Genomic DNA, 22084 nt, shown 5'->3' with positions numbered 1-22084 from the left:
GCGAAGCCGAAACTTCGCCACCGGGGTAATTAATTCTGCGTGTCGAGCGTCGCCAGCTCTTTATCAATAAAGTACAGGCCTTCGCCGCTTTTACCGGCGAGGGTCAGCTTATCAATAACAGATTTAAATAATTTCTCTTCTTCATGCTGTTCAGCCACATACCACTGCAGGAAATTAAACGTCGGATAATCCTGATTGGTCATGGCGGCGTGGGCCAGCTCATTAATTTTCTGGGTAATCAGCTGTTCGTGTTCGTAGGTGACGCGGAATAGCTCATCCAGCGATGCATACTCGGCAAACGGCGAGGAGATGGCGTTGATGCAAGGCAGGCTGCCGGTATCGGTCAAATAATCAAACAGGCGCTGCATATGGGTCATCTCTTCCTGCGCATGACGGCGGAGGAATGCGGCGGCGCCTTCAAAGCTGTGGTAGCTGCACCATGCGCTCATTTGCTGATAAAGCAGAGAAGAATAAAGCTCAAGATTCATCTGCTCATTCAGTTTATCGATCATTTCTGTTTTCAGCATCGCGTGTGCTCCGAAAATAAAGACTTAACATAATGGTGTCGCCACTATAATTTGTTATTAATTTATTTGCAAAAAGTAAATTAAAAAACTTATTTATTAAAAATGAAAATGGGAATAAAACGCATTGGCAATTTAATATGTAATGAGAATGGTTTCTGTTTAATATTTTAGCCAGTTCGTACTATCAAAATATAAAACAGAAATAAGGTGTCTGGCGTTGGCTGGAAGATGGGCTGCCAGGCAGCGGACTTCGTCGCTACCTGTGGCGGCTGGCACCGGGAGGCGGCAGGCCAAAGGCGAAAAATGTGAAGCGCTACGTAATTTATAAAACAACTTTTCATAAAATTTGAAAGTGTGTTTGTTAAGTAGTAGAGTCCATCATAACGCTAACGAACTATCGCGGGAGCGCCCGCGCAGCATTCAGGAGAGTAAAGCATGAAAATTGCACTGATGATGGAAAACAGCCAGGCCAGCAAAAACGCCATCATCCTCAACGAGCTAAACGCCGTTGCCGATGAAAAAGGGTTCCCGGTATACAACGTCGGGATGAGCGATGAGCACGATCATCATCTGACCTATATTCATCTGGGCATTATGGCCAGCATTCTGTTGAATTCGAAAGCGGTTGATTTCGTGGTAACCGGCTGTGGTACCGGGCAGGGAGCGCTGATGTCGCTGAATATCCACCCTGGCGTGGTGTGCGGCTACTGTATTGATCCGGCTGATGCCTTCCTGTTTGCGCAGATTAATAACGGTAACGCGCTGTCCCTGCCTTTTGCCAAAGGTTTTGGCTGGGGCGCCGAGCTGAACGTGCGCTTTATTTTTGAAAAAGCCTTCACCGGTCGCAATGGCGAAGGTTACCCGCCGGAGCGCAAGGAGCCGCAGGTGCGTAATGCCGGGATCCTGAATACGGTGAAAGCTGCCGTGGTGAAAGATAACTATCTGGATACTCTGCGCGCTATCGATCCGGAACTGGTCAAAACGGCTGTCTCCGGCCCGCGTTTCCAGCAGTGCTTCTTCGAGAACTGCCAGGATAAAGAGATCGAAGCTTTTGTCCGCCAGATAGTCGGCTAAGCCCTCGGTTTTTTTTCCAATAAGGCCAGCTTCCGCTGGCCTTTTTACTTTTATTTTTTTCTCTCCGAGACGCTGCTGCCGGCATCTTTACTCAACCGCAAACTATCCACCATTCCCACCAGACAAATGAAGGCAATAAAGACGAAGGAGAGCCGGAAGCTGATTCCCGGCACTGCCGTCAGGCTTAACCACTCACTGGCTTTTTCACCCATGCGAATGCCGATCGCGCCGAGCGTGATCCCCAGACCCACGGCCAGCTGCGACGCGGTACTGAACAACGTATTGGCGTAGCTCATCTGCGCGGGCGGAACATCGGCAAAAGCAAGCGTGCTCACGCCGGTAAACTGAATCGAGCGGAATACGCCGCCGAGGTACAGGATCATGCAAATGAGCCAGATCGGGGTCTGCGGCGTTAAAAAAGCACAGGCGAGCAGTGAGATGACGTTTAGCGCCCCGTTTATCAACAGTAGCCGACGGAAGCCGAGCCAACGAATGAGCGGGGTGGTCGCGGGTTTAATGGTGAAGTTGCCGACAAACACCGCCAGCACCAGCAGCCCGGAATGGAAAGGATCCATACCAAAGCCGACCTGAAACAGCAGCGGCAACAGAAAGGGAACGGCGCTGATGGAAGCGCGGAAAAGCGACCCTCCGTACATCGTAACCCGAAAGGTGGGCACCTGTAGCGCATCCAGACGCACCATCGGCCACTCTGCCCGGCGGAAATGGCGCAGAGCGAACAGCATGCATCCTGTACCGAGCCCCAGCAGGAGCAGGGTTGCCCAGCCTTGCGGCCGGGTATCGCCAAGCAACTCCATGGCGCTCACCAGGCTCACCATGGCAACCGATGTCGCAAAGAAGCCGGGAAGGTCAAAGGGACGTCGCTCCTCTTCGCGGATAGCGGGAATAATACGCAGCGACAGCGCAATGGCTATCAATCCCAGAGGAACATTAATAAAGAATATCCAGTGCCAGCTGGCATAGCGGGTAATAAAGCCACCCAGCGGTGGACCGATGATCGGCGCCACCAGCGCCGGCCATGTCAATGTGGCAATGGCTTTGATGAGCTGATCTTTTGGCGTGGTCCGCAGCACCGCCAGACGGCCGACGGGCACCATCAGCGCGCCACCCATCCCCTGAAGGATACGCATAGCGACAAAGGTGTCCACGTTGCTGGCAAAGCCGCAAAAAACTGAGGCCAGCGTAAAAATGGCCAACGCCAGCGTGAAGATCTGACGCGCGCCGAAGCGATCGGCAATCCAGCCGCTGGCCGGGATCAATACCGCCAGCGTAATCAGGTAGGCGCTGATACCGATATTCAGGTCAACCGCCGCAATGCCAAAATCCTTTGCCATGTCCGGCAGCGCGGTAGCGATTACCGTCCCGTCAAGAAACTCCATGAAAAATGCCCCGGCAACCAGCAGCGCGGGAGCGGAGAAGGCGCGGCCTTCTCGTGAAGAGATATCTGTACTCATTGTGTCTGCCATCGGCTGGTGAGGTTCTGATCGCAGGAAAAACCGGCAGGCTCTTAACTCTGCGATTTCCCTCATTTTTGTTTAATTTATAAATTATTTTTGTGAAAAAATTGTGAGTTACCGCATATTTTTATTGATTTATGTGATGCAAGTCATATTATAAGCCCATCAACAGTAACACCTGCATAACAAAACCGGAGTCGCTTCATGAAACTGCGCAAAATTCTGAAGAGCATGTTCGAGCAGTACTGCAAAACATTCAAAGATGTACCGCCTGCCGGTATGTTCTGATAAAAAACCTGCTGCGGCAGGTTTTTTTATCTCTCGGGATTTAGGTTACTATTACGCTCCTCGAAAAAGGAGTAATAAATGTCTCAACATCTCACCGAACAAGACGAACTGGTTTCTGACGTTGTCGCCTGCCAGTTGGTTATCAAACAGATTCTCGACGTCATTGATGTCATCGCCCCTGTTGAAGTGCGCGAAAAAATGACCACCCAACTGAAAGCCATCGATTTTGCCAGCCATCCGGCGTCGGCCGATCCGGTGACGCTGCGCGCGGTTCAAAAAGCGATTGCGCTGATTGAGCTTAAGTTTACGCCGCAGGGTGAAGCACACTAAGTTGTTTCGCCCCGCTATCGTTGTCGATGGCGGGGCGAGAACCAGACGTTAATGAGAGATAGCGGTCCTTGCCGGCGCCGGCTGCTGATCCTTAAAGAGCTTACTGTTGCCCCAGCACTCTTCATAACGGTGGCCGACTAAATCCTCCACAATGATGCGCACATCGGGCGGAATATCGCTAACCTTACCGCCGGCTTTAATCCGCGCCACTTCCTGCAGTACGACCAGGTGCGCTTTGCGATCCAGTTTCATCTGCTTGCTGAAGACAATGGCCGCCAGCGCCAGCAGGATCACGCCGCTACAGAACACCACCGCAATGGCGGTCACGGCGCTTTCTGGTTGCGTATGCGCTTTAGACTGGAACCCGTAGAAGCTGAGAATGGCTCCCATCGTGAAGACAATAATCGAACGCAGGATTTTTCCGGAGAAGGTCATGGCACCCGCGTAAATCCCTTCGCGGCGGCGGCCGGTATAGATCTCATCAACATCGGCGAGGAAGGTGTAAACGGTCCATGGAATGTAGTACACGCCGCCGGTACCCAGGCCAAACAGCACCGTGATCCCAAACATCAGGATGGTTGCCAGATGGGCAGGCAGATGGAAAAACCACAGCGAGGTGTACAGCAACACGGAGAAAATCACGATGCTCAGCGCCAGAATATAGGGCTTGCTGAACCCCTTTTTCACGCACAGGCCGATAAACAGCGCCGTAGAGAGCAGCTGCAGAATCGAGTTCAGGCTGTTCAGCCCGGCAACCATCGCCGGATCGTGCTGCAGGACAAAGATAACGAAGTAGGTAAAGATCGAGGCAAACAGCCATTCTGCGCCGAAACCGCAGAGATACATCCCAAGATGTTTGCGGAACACGCGTAGATAGAAGGTCGAACGCATATCCTTCGCCAGCATCAGCAGGGTCGAGAACAGGCCTTTTTTCTCGCTCACGCGAACTTCTTCTTCACGCGGACGCTCCCAGCTGCAAAACCACAGGCAGGAGATGGCGATAATCAGAATAGCGCCGTAGGTCAGCCCGGTCAGGAAGAACGGTGTGGCGGAGTCTTTGCCGTACAACAGGATAAACTGACCAGGGATGAATGCCGCGAGGAAGTTGGCGAGCTTGCCGAAAATGGCTTTATAGCCGGTCAGTTTAGAGCGTAATGAGAAGTCGTCGGTCATTTCAGTGGCTAAGGTTTCATAAGGCACCATGACTGAGGTATAAATAATCTCAAAGACGACGTAGGTGCAGAGGTAGTACCAGAAACCAAGCCCCTCAACCCACAGCAGCGGGTAAAACATCATCAGTGGTATGCCGATCAATAAAAAGAAACGTCGGCGTCCGAAGCGTTTGCCGAGCCGAGTTTTACCGAAGTTATCGGTCAGGTAACCCATTAACGGGTTGCTGATCGCATCGATGATGCTGGCGACGGAAAAAATAAACGACGCTTCAATCAGCGTCAGTCCGCAGAAGGTGGTGTAGAAATAAAGTAGCCAGGCGCCGCTGATCGCCAGCGCGCCGCTCCCCAGCAAATTACCGCCGCCGTAGGCGAGCTGATGGCGTAACAAAATCGGTCTTCCCTGCAACCCTTGTGAGGTTGAAGCCGCGTATCTTGCCATTAATATAAACCCCATGTTTTAAATTTTTGAAACGCTGTTTTTATATTCTTAAAGTCGATGACGAAAAGTGATCGTCGTCACTAATCATCCGCTGCGCGCTTTCCTGGGGCAGGAATGCGATCGGCTTAAAAGTTTTTAATGCTTTTCAGGAATAAGAACGGCGCCTGAGCGCTGGAAATGATGTTTAGAAATAGCGAACGCTGGAACGTTATTCACGATGGTCGGGGGCGTGAAGCGGGGGATTGATGACCTTGTGTCGTTTATCCGCGATGCGGATCTGTGGCCAGAAGCGTTTGCAGGACATCTCCGCGCGGGGTTAATTGCCATCGCTGCGCGGTTACGCCAGTCAGGGTGAGTACTATCATGCGGCGCTGAAGCCGTTCCCTCAGGATTGAGCCTCACGGAGGGAACGGCGGATGTGGTGCCCGCCGCTGCGGCCTTAATCCTGGCGACGTGTCACCAGACTGAGCAGGCGGCGATCGGTCTGCAGCATACCCAGGCCGGCTTTATCCGCATTACGGACCTCTTCAAGCACGCTTTGCAGCAGTACGCCGTCCTGCTGCTGCTCTTTCTCTAGCAGCGTCAGGAAGCGCCAGGTGGTGTCGTCACATTGCGCTTTAGCTTCTTCGGTCAGCCCGGACAGCATGCTGCTACGCTGTTCATAATCGGCCAGGGTGGTGGTAAACAGATCTTCGAGGGAGTGACAGTTATGGTGGTAACTGCCTTCGTTTTTGACGATCGGCCAGTTTCCGCCGGTCTTCATAAAATCGAATACGCGCATCATCTGCGTCACGTGCGATTGTGCCCGGGAGCGCAAAAAGATGGCGGTGCCGTTCAGACGGTGCTGTTCGCACCATTCGCTGAGATGCAGATATAAATTTGAGGCATGAAACTCAAGGTTCATCTGATTATTGAGTTTTTGAGCCATTCCTGGAACGACCATAAAAATATCCTTATTAAGCTGGAGATATCATTCACGCGTCGGGAATCTTCGCCGGTGAACGATAAAATGCGAGACTCTTTACGCGTAACATTGTCGGCAAAATAATGAATTTGCACTTTCCCTATGTGTATCGGTAATTAATTAGCGCCTGCCGATATATATAGAATACCCTTAATAGTAGACTAAGAAAACTCTCAAGTGCGTCTGTTTACGTTTCGTTACAACATCCTTATAAAGTGTGTTGTCTTTGTCTGTTTTTTGATTTAAATGTCTATATCATTATGATTTTATTGAATTTATTTTGCCGGAATTTTTTGTGATATGGATGATGTCTACGACATATTAATTAAATATGAATTTAATCCTGGATTCATAATTCGGTCATGTCGCATCAACCATTCGGTAAAAAAGAAATCACGGGAAAGGGCAGTGACGTCATTTTTACAGGAGCAGATAAATGGGGGGGTGAGGTATATTCTGTTATTAACGGTAATAAAATTCCCCTGAGCGATATTTCATCTTGTGAGAAGTCGAATCGCTAAGGGAAACGGCTGAAGAAGGGGGGCGCAGCGCCTTCGGCAAATCCCTTGAAAGGGGGACGGCGGTAGCCACAAGGATAAGTCTGCTGATGATATGGATAATATTGCTATATGCAGAGCTAATTGTCTGACAATTGGCTCTTTTTTTATGTCATTTTTCGCTAAATCTATGCACGCAATTACTGTAATTCCGCGATGTGATAATGCTCTCGTATGGAGAATTGATTTCCGGTTATTACTTAATGAACAACGGCAGTGCGGTGTGCAATTTTTCTAATGCCTTGTTTTACGTCCGATAAAAAAATTAAGTCCGATACTTCCCTACAGAAAAGCGAAATAAAGCTGGAGTTTACCATGCACAAATTTACTAAAGCGCTGGCGGCGATCGGTCTCGCTGCGGTTATGTCACAATCAGCTATGGCTGAAACGCTTAAACTCGGATTTCTGGTGAAACAACCGGAAGAACCCTGGTTTCAAACCGAGTGGAAATTTGCCGATAAGGCCGGCAAAGATTTGGGCTTTGAGGTGATTAAAATTGCGGTCCCGGATGGTGAGAAAACCCTCAATGCCATCGACAGCCTGGCGGCCAGCGGGGCAAAAGGCTTCGTTATCTGCACACCTGACCCGAAACTCGGCTCGGCGATTGTCGCCAAAGCGCGCGGATACGATATGAAAGTCATCACCGTCGATGACCAGTTCGTTAATGCGAAAGGTAAACCGATGGAGAGCGTACCGCTGGTGATGATGGCCGCCAGTGAAATTGGCGCCCGTCAGGGTCAGGAGCTGTACAAAGAGATGCAAAAACGCGGCTGGGATGTGAAGGATACCGGCGTGATGGCGATTACCGCCGATGAACTCGATACCGCCCGTCGCCGTACCACGGGTTCCATCGATGCGCTGAAAGCGGCCGGTTTCCCGGACAAACAGATCTACCGCGTTCCGACTAAATCCAACGATATTCCGGGCGCCTTCGACGCCGGTAACTCGATGCTGGTGCAGCATCCTCAGGTGAAGCACTGGCTGATCGTGGGGATGAATGACAATACCGTGCTGGGCGGCGTGCGCGCCACCGAAGGTCAGGGCTTTAAAGCCGGAGATGTGATTGGCATTGGCATTAATGGTGTGGATGCGGTTAACGAACTCTCAAAAGCGCAGGCGACCGGTTTCTACGGCTCTCTGCTGCCTAGCCCGGATATCCACGGATATAAAACCAGCGAGATGCTCTACAACTGGGTGACCAAAGGCGCAGAACCGCCGAAATTCACGGCGGTCACCGATGTGGTGCTGATCACGCGCGACAACTTCAAAGAAGAGCTGGCGAAAAAAGGGCTGTAAGGCCTGGTTGACCCTGCCTCCCGCACGCTGTGGGAGGCTGAGCATAGAAGAGCGGAGTTGTTATGCAACAGTCTACCCCTTATCTCTCATTTCGCGGCATTACCATGACCTTTCCCGGCGTAAAGGCGCTCTCCGATATTAGCTTTGACTGCTACAGCGGACAGATCCACGCCCTGATGGGGGAAAATGGTGCCGGAAAATCGACGCTGCTGAAGATTCTCAGCGGCAACTATATCCCCACCGCCGGCGACCTGCTGATAGGTGGCCAGCCGCGCGTATTCAGCCACACCACCGAAGCGCTTAACGCCGGAGTGGCAATTATTTATCAGGAGCTGCACCTGATTCCGGAAATGACCGTCGCGGAAAATATCTACCTCGGCCAAATCCCGCATAAGTACGGGTTAGTGAACCGCTCGCTGCTCAACTACGAAGCGCGGCTGCAGCTGGAACATCTGGGACTGGATATCGACCCGGAAACGCCGTTGAAATACCTCTCTATCGGCCAGTGGCAGATGGTAGAGATTGCCAAGGCGCTCACCCGTAACGCAAAGGTCATCGCCTTTGATGAACCGACCAGTTCTCTTTCGGCGCGCGAGATCGACCATCTGTTTCGCGTTATCCGCGAATTGCGCGAGGAAGGGCGGGTAATTATTTATGTTTCGCACCGCATGGAGGAGATTTTTGCGCTCAGCGATGCGATCACCGTATTTAAAGATGGCCGCTACGTACGCACCTTCGATGATATGCAGGCGGTGAGTCATGACGCGCTGGTGCAGGCGATGGTCGGACGCGAGCTGGGCGATGTTTACGGCTGGAAACCGCGTGAGTATGGCAAAGAGCGTCTGCGCCTGCAGCAGGTCAAAGCGCCCGGCGTCCGCACGCCGGTAGATCTGTCGGTGCGCAGCGGGGAAATCGTCGGCCTGTTCGGGCTGGTCGGGGCCGGGCGCAGCGAGCTGATGAAAGGGTTGTTTGGCGGAACCCGTATTACCGGCGGTCAGGTGTATATCGACGGGCAGGCGATCGATATTCGCAAACCGGCACAGGCCATCGCGGCCGGAATGATGCTGTGCCCGGAAGACCGCAAAGCGGAGGGCATTATTCCGGTCCATTCCGTACGCGACAATATCAATATCAGCGCGCGTCGCCGGCATATTCACGCGGGCTGTATCATTAACAACGGCTGGGAAGCGCACAACGCCGATCGGCATATTCAGTCGCTCAATATTAAAACCCCTGGCCCCGAACAGCTGATTATGAATCTCTCCGGCGGCAACCAGCAGAAGGCGATTCTGGGACGCTGGCTGTCGGAAGAGATGAAAGTGATCCTGCTGGATGAGCCGACCCGCGGCATTGATGTGGGCGCGAAGCATGAAATTTATAACGTTATCTATGCCCTGGCGGCCTCCGGTGTCGCCGTCGTTTTCGCCTCCAGCGATTTGCCCGAAGTGCTCGGCGTGGCCGATCGTATCGTGGTGATGCGCGAAGGTGAGGTGGCGGGCGAACTGCTGCATGACGATGCCAATGAACAGCAGGCGTTAAGCCTTGCGATGCCAAAAGTGAGCCAGGCGGTCGCCTGAGTAAGGAGTCAATGATGTCCTCTGTTACTACCCCTAATGCCCGCCAGACTTCGTTGAGCTTTGCCCGAATCTGGGATCAGTTTGGCATGTTGGTTGTTTTTGCCGTGTTGTTTATCGGCTGCGTGATTTTTGTGCCCAATTTTGCCTCGTTTATCAATATGAAAGGGCTGGGGCTGGCGATTTCAATGTCCGGTATGGTGGCCTGCGGCATGCTGTTTTGCCTGGCATCCGGGGATTTTGATCTGTCGGTGGCATCGGTCATCGCCTGCGCCGGCGTAACCACGGCAGTGGTGATTAATCTGACGGAAAGCATGTGGATAGGGATTGCCGCCGGTCTGCTGCTGGGGGCAATCAGCGGGCTGGTTAACGGCTTCGTGATTGCCCGGCTGAAAATTAACGCCCTGATCACGACGCTGGCCACCATGCAGATTGTGCGCGGCCTGGCGTATATTATCTCCGACGGGAAGGCGGTCGGCATTGAAGATGAGCGCTTCTTTACCTTAGGTTATGCCAACTGGTTTGGCCTGCCGGCTCCCATCTGGCTGACCGTCGCCTGCCTGATTGTTTTTGGTTTACTGCTCAACAAAACCACCTTTGGCCGCAATACGCTGGCTATCGGTGGCAATGAAGAGGCGGCCCGGCTGGCGGGGGTGCCGGTGGTGCGGACCAAAATCATTATTTTCGTGATCTCAGGCCTGGTTTCTGCCGCCGCGGGGATCATTCTCGCCTCGCGTATGACCAGCGGCCAGCCGATGACCTCGATTGGCTATGAGCTGATCGTCATTTCAGCCTGCGTGCTCGGCGGCGTGTCGCTGAAAGGCGGGATCGGCAAGATCTCTTATGTGGTCGCCGGGATCCTGATCCTCGGCACCGTAGAGAACGCCATGAACCTGCTCAATATCTCGCCGTTCTCTCAGTACGTGGTGCGCGGGGTGATTCTGCTGGCGGCGGTTATCTTCGACCGTTATAAACAAAAAGCAAAACGGGCTGCATAATAATCCCCCAACCTTTTAGTCTAATCCCTGATTATCGCCAGCGCCCGCTGCGCTGGCGATAGCTATCAAAAATGGCGATCCCGGTCACACTGTCTATACTTACATGGCTAACAATCCGTTAACAACCAGCGTTGCGCTGGCCATGAAAGGAGGAGAACAGGGTGGCTGACAAGATATCTGTACCGCCTGTGCCAACCGAACATCATGCATTTTTCTTTGACCTCGACGGCACGCTTGCCGATATCAAACCTCATCCCGATCAGGTTGTTATCCCCACACCGGCGCTTCAGGCGTTGCGGCAGCTTGCGCACCAGCATAGTGGGGCGGTGGCATTGATTTCAGGGCGCTCAATGGTTGAGCTTGATGCGCTTACCCATCCATACCGGCTGCCGCTGGCCGGTGTTCACGGGGCAGAACGCCGCGATATCAATGGTAAAACGCACATCGTCACGCTTCCTGATGCGCTGCTCCGGGAACTGGATGAGCAGCTGCGGGCGGCGCTGGAGACGATGCCGGGGTGTGAACTGGAACACAAAGGCATGGCGTTTGCGCTGCACTATCGCCAGGCGCCGGCGTACCAGAGCGCGGCGCTGTCGCTGGCGCAGGGGATTGTCAAACGTTACCCCATCCTCGCATTGCAGTTGGGTAAGTGCGTGGTGGAGATTAAGCCGCGTGGGGTTAATAAAGGGGAAGCGATTGCGACGTTTATGCAGGAGGCGCCGTTTCAGGGGCGCAAACCGGTATTCGTTGGCGACGATTTGACGGACGAAGCCGGGTTCAGCGTCGTGAATCAACTCGGCGGCATGTCGGTAAAAGTGGGCAAGGGCGACACCCAGGCGCAATGGCGTCTGCCGGATGTCGCGGCCGTTCAGCATTGGTTAATCAGCATCGCAAATAATAAGCAACAACCTGATGCGCAAAATGACAGGAGGGAGGGTTATGGGGCGCTTAGTCGTAATATCTAATCGTATTGCGCCACCGGATGATAAAAAGGCCAGCGCGGGTGGCCTGGCCGTGGGCATTTTGGGCGCACTGAAGGCCGCCGGTGGATTATGGTTTGGCTGGAGCGGAGAAATTGGGGATGACCAGAAGCCGCTAAACACGGTGACGCGAGGCAATATCACCTGGGCCTCGTTTACGCTCAATGAACGGGATCATGACGAATACTACAACCAGTTTTCCAACGCCGTGCTGTGGCCCGCATTCCACTATCGCCTGGATCTGGTGGACTTCCAGCGTCCGTCATGGGACGGCTATCTGCGGGTCAATGCCAACCTGGCGAAAAAGCTTCTGCCGCTGATTGAGCCCGATGATATTTTGTGGATTCATGATTATCATCTGCTGCCTTTTGCCAGCGAGCTGCGCAAGCTCGGGGTCAATAACCGTATCGGTTTCTTTTTGCACATTCCGTTCCCGACGCCTGAGATTTTTAACGCGCTGCCTCCGCATGCCGAGCTTCTTGAGCAGCTCTGTGACTACGATCTGCTTGGCTTCCAGACCGATAACGACAGGCTGGCGTTTCTTGATAGCGTCTCGCTACAGACCCGGGTGGTGACGCGAGAGGGTCGACACCATGAGGCATGGGGCAAACATTTCCGCACCGAGGTTTACCCGATAGGCATCGATCCTGACGAGATTGCACGAAGTGCGAAAGGGCCGCTGCCGCCCAAACTGGCACAGCTGAAAAGCGAGCTTAACGGGGTAAAAAATATCTTCTCCGTCGAGCGACTGGATTACTCTAAAGGCCTGCCGGAGCGCTTTCTCGCCTATGAAGCCCTGCTGGAGAAATACCCGCAGCATCATGGCAAGATCCGCTATACGCAGATTGCGCCGACCTCCCGCGGCGAAGTGCAGGCCTATCAGGATATTCGCCACCAGCTGGAGACCGCCAGCGGCAGAATCAATGGCCAGTACGGACAGCTGGGCTGGACGCCGCTGTACTACCTGAATCAACATTTTGAACGCAAACTGTTGATGAAGATCTTCCGCTATTCCGATGTCGGGTTAGTGACGCCTCTCCGCGACGGCATGAATCTGGTGGCAAAAGAGTTTATTGCTGCCCAGGATCCGCAGAACCCCGGTGTGCTGGTCCTGTCGCAGTTTGCCGGGGCGGCGAATGAGCTGACCAGTGCGCTGATCGTCAATCCCTACGATCGCGACGAAGTGGCCGCGGCGCTGGATCGCGGTCTGACGATGCCGCTGGCGGAGCGCATTGCGCGTCATGCGGAGATGCTGGCGGTAATCAAGGATAACGATATTCATCGTTGGCAGGAGCGGTTTATCAGCGATTTGCAGCAGGTAGAACCGCGTAGTGAGGAGAGCCGATTGCAACGCAAAGTCTCGACTTTCCCCAAACTGGCATAGCGCGGTGAGAGGAAAAAGGCTGACGCCAAAGGCGTCAGCCTTTTTCCAGGGAGACCAGTAAAACGTCTACGCCACTGCTGCCGACGATGCTTTTTGCCGAGCAGGTGGCGCGCGAAAACAGGCTGTGGTTGTGATTGCCGCATATCACCAGATCCACGTGATGCTGCCGGCAAAAATCCTTGATGTGGTGGCTAAGTTCGCCGCTGGCGATCGTCACGTTGTCGATAGGGTAATCGGCTTCTTTCGCCAGTCCGGAGAGAAAATCTCGCGTTTCTTCATGCATCAAGTCCCGCAGGTTTTCCAGCATCGGCGCAGCAAACTGGTTATATAACTCCGGGTCGGTGGCCAGCGTGATCAGACTGACTTTGGCATCCAGCGGGCGTGCGATCGAGACCGCCTTATTGATAAGCACGCGGCTTTCCGGCGTTGGGGCGACGGCAACGAGCAGATGAGAATAAGACATCAGGCCTCCTTCAGATACGCGAAATAACCCTTCATACTTTCTTTACTCTCATTTTTTATCTCCCGCAAGACCTGTTCATCACACATTAAACGACTGATTTCTGGTGGAGATAAATCACGTTTTTGCCTGCCAGATTTTATTTTTGGTCATGCGTTTTGTTATAAAGGAAATGTCGTTTTATAAATAGGTGATGCCTGTCCGTCGACTCTTTGTATTTTTGCCATGGACGGGAGCGGGCTGGCAAAAATGAAAAGGTAACCCTTTTCCTATACTTCTACTGTAGCCGTGTATCCACTCCCTTTTGGCTAAGCCAGAAAGCTTGTCGGAGTTCACTAAAAAAAAGACACAGGATTTACGGCGATGAAAACACGTAAAATCGGTTTAGTTAATTATCTGGCCTATGGCTCGGGCGACTTCCTTGGCGCCGGGACAACCGCACTGACCGCGGCCTGGCTACTCTACTTCTACACCACCTTCTGCGGCCTTTCCCCCATTGAAGCAACATTGATTTTTGCCACAGCAAGGGTGCTGGACGCGGTGATCAGCCCGCTGATGGGCTTTCTGACCGATAACTTCGGCACAACGTGGCTCGGCAAACGCTTTGGCCGACGTAAATTCTTTATTCTGCTCGGCATCCCCTGCGTGTTCAGCTACTCCATCATGTGGGTTGGCGATATGGGATTCTGGTATTACCTGCTCACCTATCTGCTGTTCGATATCGTCTACACCATGATTCTGGTGCCGTATGAAACGCTGGTACCGGAAATGACGGATGATTTTAAACAAAAAACCAAATTCTCCGGCGCGCGTATTTCGATGGCGCAGATGTCGGCCATTCTGGCGTCATTCCTGCCGGGCATTCTGCTGACCCAGTTTGGAAAGGACAATGCGGTTTCCTTTTTCTACGCAAGCCTCGTGTTCTCCGTGCTATGCGCGCTGATGCTGACTTTCGTCTGGTTCTTTACCTGGGAACGTCCGCGGGAAGAGTGGTCGGAGGCCGCACTGCGGGCGGAAGAAGAGAAGCGCCATTTGTCTCTGGCTCAGAGCCTCAACCGCCTGTTTATTGAGCTGAGTTCGACGCTGCGGATTAAGATTTTCCGCCAGCACCTGGGGATGTACCTTGGCGGCTATATCGCCCAAGACGTCTTTAATGCCGTTTTTACCTACTACGTGGTGTTTGTGCTGATGCAGGAGGCCTCAATGGCGTCCAACCTGCTGGGCACGATGGCTATCTTCCAGTTTATTGCCGTTATCGCCATGATTCCGCTCTGTATTCGCTTCGGGCCCGCCCCTTCCTATCGTATGGTGGTGGTGCTATTTGGTCTGAGCTCATTGTCCTACGCGATTCTCTATTACGCCGGGCTGAGCGATGTCTACTCGCTGCTGCTGTTGGTCTCTGCCATCGCGGGACTGGGTCGTGGCGGAATCAACTACGTACCATGGAATACCTACACCTATATCGCGGATGTGGATGAGGTCATTACCGGACAGCGCCGGGAAGGGATTTTTGCCGGCATTATGACCCTGACGCGCAAAGCCTCTCAGGCCGGTGCGGTTATGCTGGTGGGCATTATTATGCAGCTCTCCGGGTTTGTTTCCGGGCAGAAGACCCAGCCCTATGAAGTGAGCCATACCATCCTGTTAATACTGAGCGTAGGCACGCTGTTGGTGCTGGCCTGCGGTTTCCTGGTCTCCCTGCGCTTCAAGCTCAATCTTGCCACGCATAGCGTGCTGCGGGCGGAGACGCTCAAAATGCGTCGGGCGGGCTGCGCACAGCCAGAGCTGACGACAGCGGAAGATCGCGCGGTGGTTGAGATGCTGGCCGGCATGCCGTACGACACGCTGTGGGGAAATAACAATATTGGTTATCTGAACCGCAACAAACCTGCCGCGCCATCGCTGAAGCAGGGTGCTGAAATGAAATCGACATACAACAGAGGGTAGAGAGATGAAGGTGTGGCCTGTCAAACATAGCCCGTTACTGCGTCAGCCGGCGCATTTTATCAGCCGCCATGAACTGCAGTCGCTGATCGAAAAAGTGACCCATAATCTGGTCAATATTCGGGATGACGCGGGGACGTTTCTGCTGCGGCTGGACGACGGGCGGGTCATTGATACCAAAGGGTGGGCCGGTTGGGAGTGGACGCATGGCGTAGGTTTGTACGGTATTCATCAGTACTACCAGCAGACCGGGGATGCGGCGATGCGCGATATTATCGACAGCTGGTTTGCCGACCGCTTCGCCGAAGGGGCGACCACGAAAAACGTGAATACTATGGCGCCATTCCTGACGCTGGCCTGGCGCTATGAAGAGACCGGGAGAGCGGAATATCTGCCCTGGCTCGAGAGCTGGGCGGAGTGGGCGATGCATGAGATGCCGCGCACGGAGCATGGGGGAATGCAGCACATCACGCTGGCGGAAGAGAACCATCAGCAGATGTGGGACGATACGCTGATGATGACCGTACTGCCGCTGGCTAAAATCGGAAAATTGCTCAATCGTCCGCAGTATGTGGAAGAGGCGGTGTATCAGTTTTTACTTCACGTTCAGAACCTGATGGATAGGGAAACCGGGCTGTGGTTTCACGGCTGGAGCTATGACGGTCAGCATAACTTCGCCCGCGCTCGCTGGGCGCGGGGTAACAGCTGGCTGACGATGGTGATCCCCGATTTCCTTGAACTGGTTGATTTACCTGAGCACAGCGCGGTCAGACGCTATTTGATCCAGGTGCTGAACGCGCAAATTGCCGCGCTGGCAAAATGTCAGGATGACAGCGGCCTGTGGCATACGCTGCTGGACGATCCGCACTCGTACCTGGAAGCATCGGCCACCGCCGGATTTGCCTATGGCATTCTGAAAGCGGTGCGTAAGCGCTATGTTGCTGCGGAGTATGCCGAGGTGGCGGAGAAGGCGATTCGCGGGGTGGTGAAAAATATCTCCCCGGAAGGCGAGCTGTTGCAGACCTCGTTTGGTACCGGGATGGGCGGCAATCTCGACTTTTATCGTGAGATCCCGCTGACCTCAATGCCGTATGGTCAGGCAATGGCGATCCTGTGTCTGACGGAGTATTTGCGCAAATACTTCTAAGACAGGATTTGATCGTCCTTGCAGGCCTGAAAAGCGCAGCGCCATCAGGTACTTCCCTGGCGGCGCACGGTTTGCCGGGGTGACAAAACCGCATACAAAAACCCGGCCATGGCCGGGTTTTGCTCTTAGCGACGTTCGACGGCGTCGATGCCAGGTGAAACGATTGCAGACCTGATAAGCGCAGCGCCATCAGGCGATTCCCCGGCGGCGCGCGGCTTGCCGGGGCGACAAATCACCCGTCTGACTTACATCCGCTCGACGGTTTCAATACCCAACGTATCCAGGCCCTGTTTCAGGGTTCTGGCCGTCAGCTGCGCCAGCTTCAGACGGCTGTTGCGTGCGGTATCGCTCTCGGCGGTGATAATCGGGCAATGCTCGTAGAAACCGGAGAACAGGCCGGCCAGATCGTAGAGATAGGCGCACATGACGTGCGGCGTTCCTTCACGGGCCACAACGGTCAGCGTCTCTTCGAACTGCAGCAGGCGCGCGGCCAGCTGCGCTTCACGCGCTTCGGTAATGATCACCGGCGCCGCAGCCAGCGCCTGCTCGTCAACTTCCGCTTTACGGAAGACGGACAGCACGCGGGTATAGGCATACTGCATATACGGCGCGGTGTTGCCTTCGAACGCCAGCATGTTATCCCAGTCAAATACATAGTCGGTGGTGCGGTTTTTGGACAGATCGGCATACTTCACTGCGCCAATACCGACCGCATTGGCCAGCTGTTCCAGCTCAGCGGCAGGCATGTCCGGATTCTTCTCGGCCACCAGGCGGCGCGCGCGCTCCAGCGCTTCATCCAGCAGATCCGCCAGCTTCACGGTACCCCCGGCGCGAGTTTTGAACGGCTTACCATCTTTGCCCAGCATCATGCCGAACATGTGATGTTCCAGCGGCACGGATTCCGGCACATAGCCCGCTTTACGCACGATCGTCCACGCCTGCATCAGGTGCTGGTGCTGACGGGAATCGATGTAGTAGAGTACCCGGTCGGCGTGCAGCGTTTCATAACGATACTTCGCACAGGCGATATCGGTCGTGGTGTAGAGGTAGCCGCCATCCTTTTTCTGGATGATGACGCCCATCGGTTCGCCTTCCTTGTTTTTATACTCATCAAGGAACACCACGGTTGCGCCTTCGCTCTCGACGGCCAGACCTTTAGCTTTCAGATCGGCAACAATGCCTGGCAGCATCGGGTTATACAGGCTTTCACCCATTACGTCATCGCGGGTCAGGGTGACGTTCAGACGATCGTAGGTAATCTGGTTTTGGGTCATGGTGATGTCAACCAGCTTGCGCCACATCTCCAGGAAGTAAGTATCGCCGCCCTGCAGTTTTACTACGTAGTTACGGGCGCGTTCGGCAAAGACTTCATCTTCGTCATAATGCTTTTTGGCATCGCGGTAGAAGCCTTCGAGATCGGACAGCGCCATTTCACCGGCGCTTTCCTGCTGCTGTTTTTCCAGCCAGGCGATCAGCATACCGAACTGAGTGCCCCAGTCGCCCACGTGGTTCGCGCGGATCACCTTATGACCGAGGAACTCAAGCGTACGGACGGCAGCGTCACCGATGATGGTGGAACGCAGATGGCCGACGTGCATCTCTTTGGCGACATTCGGCGCGGAGTAGTCAACGACGATAGTTTGCGCCTGCGGCCGGGCGACGCCCAGACGCTCTGACGCCAGCGCGCTGTTCACATTTTCCGCTAAAAAGGCCGGATCGAGGAAAATATTGATAAAGCCGGGCCCGGCGATTTCAACCTTGTTAGCAATCCCGTTAAGGTCGAGATGAGACAGTACCTGCTCTGCGAGTTGTCGCGGCGCCATACCCAGCTTTTTCGCTACTGCCATCACGCCGTTGGCCTGATAGTCGCCGAACTGGATTTTTGCTGACTGGCGGACCTGAGGTTCGCAATCGGCAGGCGCACCTGCCGCGATCAGGGCCTGGCTGACTTTTTCTGAGAGAAGAGCCTGAATATTCACCGGAATACCTTACGTTTAAGGCGCTATAACCCCTGCGGGGCGGCGCCGGAATGTGGACAAATTAGGGCAGGAGTATACTGCATTTGCGCCCATGCGTCAGCACCGCGCGCGCGTTGCCGGGCGGCACGCTTAATGAATAGCCACTCGACGAACCCGACAGAAGATTCCCGGTTGGTCGCCGCCGGGAAACGCGATAAATTACCCCCCTTTGACCTGCATTGAGGTGCAATATGGCAAACTGGCAGCAAATTGATGAGCTTAACGATATTTCCGCGGATCTGCCGCGTTTCACCGACGCGTTAAGCGGTCTGGCCAGGCGACTTGGGTTGGATATCGCCCCGCTGGATGCCGACCATATTTCCCTGCGCTGTCACCAAAACGCCACGGCGGAGCGCTGGCGTCGCGGTTTTGAACAATGCGGCACGTTGCTGTCGGAAAACACCATCAACGGTCGACCTATCTGCCTGTTCAAACTGGATGAGCCGGTTGCGGTGGCCCACTGGCGTTTCAGCGTGGTTGAGCTGCCGTGGCCGGGGGAAAAGCGCTATCCGCATGAAGGATGGGAGCACGTTGAAATCGTGCTACCGGGCGAGGCGGATGCGCTCAATGCTCGCGCGCTGGCGCTGCTGTCTGATGAGGGATTAAGTCAGCCGGGGATTTTTGTCAAAACCAGCTCGCCGAAAGGGGAGCGCGAACGGCTGCCAAACCCGACCCTGGCGGTGACGGACGGCAGCGTCACGATTAAATTTCACCCGTGGTCAATTGAGCAAATTGTCGCCAGCGAACAATCTGATGCGTAACAGTGTGAAGCGACGCGGTTTTTGAACGGATAAATCATGACATGCTGTGTTGCCCGCAGCGTAAAGGAGAAGGAAATGACGCTACTGGAAGTCTGCTGTTACAGCATGGCCTGTGCGCAAGAGGCGCAGCGCTGTGGTGCCGATCGCATTGAGCTCTGCGCCGCGCCACATGAAGGGGGATTAACCCCGTCGCTGGGTGTGCTGAAAACAGTACGCGCAACGGTGACCATTCCGGTGCATCCGATTATTCGCCCGCGCGGCGGTGATTTTTGCTACACCGAGAGCGAGTTTGCGGCGATGCTCGATGATGTGGTGACGGTCAGGGAGCTGGGTTTTCCCGGCGTGGTCATCGGCGTGTTAGATGCGGATGGTCGGGTCGATATCGCGCGCATGCAAAAAATCATGGCGGCGGCCGGTTCGCTGGCGGTCACGTTCCATCGGGCTTTTGATATGTGTGCGGATCCGTATCAGGCTTATCGCACGCTGGCCGATTCCGGCGTGGCCCGTATCCTGACATCGGGTCAGCAGGCCAGCGCGGAAAAAGGTCTTTCATTAATTACGGAACTTATTGCCCTGGGGGATACTCCAACCATTATGGCTGGTGCAGGTGTTCGAGCGGCCAACCTGGCGAAGTTTCTTCAGGCTGGCGTAAAAGAAGTCCACAGCTCAGCCGGACACTGGGTGCCATCGCCAATGCGCTTCCGTCATTCCGGATTGTCGATGTCCGCCGATGCCGACGCAGATGAATATTCGCGCTATGCCGTTAATGGCGTAGCGGTGGCAGAAATGAAGCAAATCATTTCTGCGCAGAGAAGTTAAACCGTTTTTTGCTGCACATCATGTCGCCCAATATGATGATTGCCCGTACCAGGCCCCTGCAATTTCAACAGGGGTCTTTTTTTGACCTTTATTTGCAGCCGGCTGACTTTTTCGCCAGCGACTGCTGGGTTTCGGGTTTGTTGGCAATAATCACCGCGCGCACCGGCGCCGGGTAACCTTCAAGCGTTTTACCGCTGTCGTCGGGGTCGAGGAAGTCAGCCAGTGACTCCGTAATCATCCATTCGGTACGGCGCTGCTCTTCGGTGGTGGTGGCGCAGACATCGACAATCCGCACATCGACAAATCCACACTTCTCCAGCCACATTTTCAACGCCGCGGCCGACGGAATAAAGTAGACGTTGCGCATCTGCGCATAGCGGTCGCCCGGGACCAGAACGGTATTTTCATCCCCTTCGACCACCAGCGTCTCCAGCACCAGTTCGCCACCGTCGACCAGCTGATCTTTGAGCTGCCATAAATGGTCGAGCGGCGAGCGGCGGTGGTACAGCACGCCCATCGAAAAGACGGTATCGAAGGCGTTCAGTGCCGGAAGCTGTTCAATGCCCAGCGGCAACAGGTGGGCACGCTGATCGTTACCCAGCAGCTTACGCACCGCTTCAAACTGGCATAAAAACAGCTGCGTCGGGTCAATCCCGACCGCCAGATGCGCGCCGGCGCCGATCATGCGCCACATGTGATATCCGCTGCCGCAGCCAACGTCGAGAATCGTGCGTCCGGTCAGATCGGAGAGGTGCGGCAATACGCGCTCCCATTTCCAGTCGGAACGCCATTCGGTATCGATATTCACGCCGTACAGCGAGTATGGCCCTTTGCGCCAGGGCATCAGGTTTTTCAGCAGATTCTCTACGCGCAGCCGATGGCCTTCGCTTAGCGGCGTTTCGCTTTCGGCGGTGACGCTATGCAGCAGGTCCAGGCGATACGGAGCCAACTCCGGTAGAAACTCTACGGCCCGTTCCCACTCGCGGAATTTGCCGTGCAGAGCTTCCCGTTGCCAGGCCGCTACCTGGGCGGGGAGTGTCTCCAGCCAGTGAGATAGCGGGCTGAGGGCAATACGTTGATAAAAATGATTGAAATCGATCATGCTTTTTCCTCTGATTTCACCGCCACCAGTGAACCAAAGTTAAAGCACTGGAACCACAATTCGGCATGTTCAAACCCGGCTTTATGCAGGCGGGCTTTGTGCGTTTCGACCGAATCGGTCAACATGACGTTTTCCAGCATGCTGCGCTTCTGGCTGATTTCCAGTTCGCTGTAGCCATTGGCACGCTTAAAGTCGTGATGCATGTTGAACAGCAGTTCGCCAACATGCGCATCTTCAAAACTGAATTTTTCGGACAGCACCAGCGCGCCACCGGGATTCAGCCCCTGGTAAACCTTATCCAGAATGGCCTGGCGTTCGTCGGGGGCCAGAAACTGAATGGTGAAGTTCAGCACCACCATGGAGGCGTTGTCGATGGTAATATCACGAATATCGCCTTCCACAACCTCGACCGGCGTTGGCGCTTTATAGGCATCGATGTGGCGACGGCAGCGTTCGACCATCGCCGAAGAGTTATCCACCGCGACAATTTTGCAGCCAGGGTGGGCAATGTTACGCCGGATAGAGAGCGTTGCCGCTCCAAGCGAGCAGCCGAGGTCGTAAACCTGGGTATCGGGCTGAACGAAGCGTTCAGCCAGCATGCCGATCATAGAAATGATATTGGAATAGCCGGGCACGGAGCGCTGGATCATATCCGGGAAGACTTCAGCAACCCGTTCATCAAAGGTCCAGTCGCCGAGGCTGGCAATCGGCGCGGAAAAAAGCGTATCGCGGTGAGACATAACGTTAAACCCGAAAAAACGAAAACGGCGTATTG

General features: G+C 54.3%; 20 protein-coding genes. 12 read left to right on the top strand and 8 right to left on the bottom strand.

The genetic code is table 11. From position 1 onward, the window contains the following. Positions 1-29: 29 nt before the first annotated feature. The gene (gene ftnA, locus MC50_RS25440; RefSeq protein WP_004864122.1) at positions 30-527 is read right to left on the bottom strand and encodes a non-heme ferritin; all 498 of its coding nucleotides are present in this window, start codon (positions 525-527) and stop codon (positions 30-32) included. Between the two features lie 435 nt (positions 528-962). Here ftnA and MC50_RS25430 point away from each other — a divergent pair, with 435 nt between their 5' ends. Further along, positions 963-1601, top strand: a complete 639-nt coding sequence (locus MC50_RS25430) for an RpiB/LacA/LacB family sugar-phosphate isomerase (protein WP_004864120.1) — start codon at positions 963-965, stop codon at positions 1599-1601. Between the two features lie 50 nt (positions 1602-1651). On the opposite strand, the gene MC50_RS25425 is transcribed toward MC50_RS25430, so the two are convergent. After that, positions 1652-3073, bottom strand: a complete 1422-nt coding sequence (locus MC50_RS25425) for an MFS transporter (RefSeq protein ID WP_032686898.1) — start codon at positions 3071-3073, stop codon at positions 1652-1654. A gap of 207 nt (positions 3074-3280) precedes the next feature. Between MC50_RS25425 and azuC the strand changes: the two genes are divergently transcribed. Both azuC and MC50_RS25415 read left to right on the top strand, forming a co-directional pair. Then, positions 3281-3364 (top strand): stress response protein AzuC, encoded by an 84-nt coding sequence (gene azuC / locus MC50_RS25420; protein WP_015583995.1) that lies wholly within the window; start codon positions 3281-3283, stop codon positions 3362-3364. Between the two features lie 78 nt (positions 3365-3442). Beyond that, complete coding sequence (locus MC50_RS25415) at positions 3443-3694, top strand: DUF2766 family protein (protein WP_004864113.1); 252 nt, start codon at positions 3443-3445, stop codon at positions 3692-3694. 48 nt (positions 3695-3742) lie between these two features. On the opposite strand, the gene MC50_RS25410 is transcribed toward MC50_RS25415, so the two are convergent. Together MC50_RS25410 and MC50_RS25405 are read right to left on the bottom strand one after the other, a co-directional pair. Next, positions 3743-5254 (bottom strand): MFS transporter, encoded by a 1512-nt coding sequence (locus MC50_RS25410; RefSeq protein ID WP_032686899.1) that lies wholly within the window; start codon positions 5252-5254, stop codon positions 3743-3745. Between the two features lie 490 nt (positions 5255-5744). Continuing rightward, entirely contained in the window at positions 5745-6248 is a 504-nt protein-coding gene (locus tag MC50_RS25405; protein ID WP_032686900.1) for a non-heme ferritin-like protein, read from the bottom strand. An 893-nt stretch (positions 6249-7141) separates the two neighbouring features. Here MC50_RS25405 and MC50_RS25395 point away from each other — a divergent pair. The 5 genes from MC50_RS25395 (at position 7142) to otsA (ending at position 13058) form a co-directional block, all read left to right on the top strand. Next, positions 7142-8122 (top strand): arabinose ABC transporter substrate-binding protein, encoded by a 981-nt coding sequence (locus MC50_RS25395; protein ID WP_032686901.1) that lies wholly within the window; start codon positions 7142-7144, stop codon positions 8120-8122. A 62-nt stretch (positions 8123-8184) separates the two neighbouring features. Then, positions 8185-9699: an L-arabinose ABC transporter ATP-binding protein AraG gene (araG, locus tag MC50_RS25390; protein WP_032686902.1), complete on the top strand. Its 1515-nt coding sequence runs from the start codon at positions 8185-8187 to the stop codon at positions 9697-9699. A gap of 14 nt (positions 9700-9713) precedes the next feature. After that, positions 9714-10694, top strand: a complete 981-nt coding sequence (gene araH / locus MC50_RS25385; protein WP_032686903.1) for an L-arabinose ABC transporter permease AraH — start codon at positions 9714-9716, stop codon at positions 10692-10694. 161 nt (positions 10695-10855) lie between these two features. Continuing rightward, the gene (gene otsB, locus MC50_RS25380) at positions 10856-11659 is read left to right on the top strand and encodes a trehalose-phosphatase (protein WP_032686905.1); all 804 of its coding nucleotides are present in this window, start codon (positions 10856-10858) and stop codon (positions 11657-11659) included. Further along, positions 11634-13058, top strand: a complete 1425-nt coding sequence (gene otsA / locus MC50_RS25375) for an alpha,alpha-trehalose-phosphate synthase (protein WP_032686906.1) — start codon at positions 11634-11636, stop codon at positions 13056-13058. Before otsB ends, otsA begins: the two co-directional genes overlap by 26 nt. Before the next feature lie 34 nt (positions 13059-13092). Here otsA and uspC read toward each other — a convergent pair whose 3' ends face one another. After that, entirely contained in the window at positions 13093-13521 is a 429-nt protein-coding gene (gene uspC, locus MC50_RS25370; RefSeq protein ID WP_047665240.1) for a universal stress protein UspC, read from the bottom strand. 360 nt (positions 13522-13881) lie between these two features. Here uspC and MC50_RS25365 point away from each other — a divergent pair, with 360 nt between their 5' ends. Both MC50_RS25365 and bglB read left to right on the top strand, forming a co-directional pair. Continuing rightward, positions 13882-15465 carry an MFS transporter gene (locus tag MC50_RS25365; RefSeq protein WP_032686908.1) on the top strand — a complete coding sequence of 528 codons (1584 nt, stop codon included), beginning with the start codon at positions 13882-13884 and terminating at the stop codon, positions 15463-15465. 4 nt (positions 15466-15469) lie between these two features. Next, entirely contained in the window at positions 15470-16609 is a 1140-nt protein-coding gene (gene bglB / locus MC50_RS25360) for a beta-galactosidase BglB (RefSeq protein ID WP_032686909.1), read from the top strand. Positions 16610-16854: 245 nt separating this feature from the next. Here the strand turns inward: bglB and argS are convergent, their stop codons facing one another. Next, positions 16855-18588: an arginine--tRNA ligase gene (gene argS / locus MC50_RS25355; RefSeq protein WP_047665237.1), complete on the bottom strand. Its 1734-nt coding sequence runs from the start codon at positions 18586-18588 to the stop codon at positions 16855-16857. A gap of 230 nt (positions 18589-18818) precedes the next feature. Here argS and MC50_RS25350 point away from each other — a divergent pair, with 230 nt between their 5' ends. Together MC50_RS25350 and cutC are read left to right on the top strand one after the other, a co-directional pair. Then, positions 18819-19388, top strand: coding sequence for a VOC family protein (locus MC50_RS25350; protein WP_032686912.1), 570 nt, complete (start codon positions 18819-18821; stop codon positions 19386-19388). Between the two features lie 75 nt (positions 19389-19463). Further along, complete coding sequence (cutC, locus tag MC50_RS25345; RefSeq protein WP_047665235.1) at positions 19464-20207, top strand: copper homeostasis protein CutC; 744 nt, start codon at positions 19464-19466, stop codon at positions 20205-20207. A gap of 88 nt (positions 20208-20295) precedes the next feature. Here cutC and cmoB read toward each other — a convergent pair whose 3' ends face one another. Both cmoB and cmoA read right to left on the bottom strand, forming a co-directional pair. Then, positions 20296-21309, bottom strand: coding sequence for a tRNA 5-methoxyuridine(34)/uridine 5-oxyacetic acid(34) synthase CmoB (gene cmoB, locus MC50_RS25340; RefSeq protein WP_032686914.1), 1014 nt, complete (start codon positions 21307-21309; stop codon positions 20296-20298). After that, a complete protein-coding gene (gene cmoA / locus MC50_RS25335; protein WP_004864067.1) occupies positions 21306-22049 on the bottom strand; it encodes a carboxy-S-adenosyl-L-methionine synthase CmoA in 744 nt (247 codons plus the stop codon). Before cmoA ends, cmoB begins: the two co-directional genes overlap by 4 nt. Between the last annotated feature and the right edge of the window lie 35 nt (positions 22050-22084).

The sequence above is a fragment of the Klebsiella planticola genome, from assembly GCF_000783935.2.
GTDB classification, from domain to species: domain Bacteria; phylum Pseudomonadota; class Gammaproteobacteria; order Enterobacterales; family Enterobacteriaceae; genus Klebsiella; species Klebsiella planticola.
This window is presented reverse-complemented; position numbering and strand designations above follow the sequence as displayed.

What these genes read in the sequence shown, in the direction of transcription:
- cmoB (WP_032686914.1), bottom strand. Translation starts at nt 21,309, where the DNA reads ATGATCGATTTCAATCATTTTTATCAACGTATTGCCCTCAGCCCGCTA.
- ftnA (WP_004864122.1), bottom strand. Translation starts at nt 527, where the DNA reads ATGCTGAAAACAGAAATGATCGATAAACTGAATGAGCAGATGAATCTT.
- araG (WP_032686902.1), top strand. Translation starts at nt 8,185, where the DNA reads ATGCAACAGTCTACCCCTTATCTCTCATTTCGCGGCATTACCATGACC.
- MC50_RS25350 (WP_032686912.1), top strand. Translation starts at nt 18,819, where the DNA reads ATGGCAAACTGGCAGCAAATTGATGAGCTTAACGATATTTCCGCGGAT.
- MC50_RS25425 (WP_032686898.1), bottom strand. Translation starts at nt 3,073, where the DNA reads ATGAGTACAGATATCTCTTCACGAGAAGGCCGCGCCTTCTCCGCTCCC.
- bglB (WP_032686909.1), top strand. Translation starts at nt 15,470, where the DNA reads ATGAAGGTGTGGCCTGTCAAACATAGCCCGTTACTGCGTCAGCCGGCG.
- cmoA (WP_004864067.1), bottom strand. Translation starts at nt 22,049, where the DNA reads ATGTCTCACCGCGATACGCTTTTTTCCGCGCCGATTGCCAGCCTCGGC.
- araH (WP_032686903.1), top strand. Translation starts at nt 9,714, where the DNA reads ATGTCCTCTGTTACTACCCCTAATGCCCGCCAGACTTCGTTGAGCTTT.
- MC50_RS25405 (WP_032686900.1), bottom strand. Translation starts at nt 6,248, where the DNA reads ATGGTCGTTCCAGGAATGGCTCAAAAACTCAATAATCAGATGAACCTT.
- MC50_RS25365 (WP_032686908.1), top strand. Translation starts at nt 13,882, where the DNA reads ATGAAAACACGTAAAATCGGTTTAGTTAATTATCTGGCCTATGGCTCG.
- cutC (WP_047665235.1), top strand. Translation starts at nt 19,464, where the DNA reads ATGACGCTACTGGAAGTCTGCTGTTACAGCATGGCCTGTGCGCAAGAG.
- azuC (WP_015583995.1), top strand. Translation starts at nt 3,281, where the DNA reads ATGAAACTGCGCAAAATTCTGAAGAGCATGTTCGAGCAGTACTGCAAA.
- MC50_RS25395 (WP_032686901.1), top strand. Translation starts at nt 7,142, where the DNA reads ATGCACAAATTTACTAAAGCGCTGGCGGCGATCGGTCTCGCTGCGGTT.
- MC50_RS25415 (WP_004864113.1), top strand. Translation starts at nt 3,443, where the DNA reads ATGTCTCAACATCTCACCGAACAAGACGAACTGGTTTCTGACGTTGTC.
- MC50_RS25430 (WP_004864120.1), top strand. Translation starts at nt 963, where the DNA reads ATGAAAATTGCACTGATGATGGAAAACAGCCAGGCCAGCAAAAACGCC.
- uspC (WP_047665240.1), bottom strand. Translation starts at nt 13,521, where the DNA reads ATGTCTTATTCTCATCTGCTCGTTGCCGTCGCCCCAACGCCGGAAAGC.
- otsA (WP_032686906.1), top strand. Translation starts at nt 11,634, where the DNA reads ATGGGGCGCTTAGTCGTAATATCTAATCGTATTGCGCCACCGGATGAT.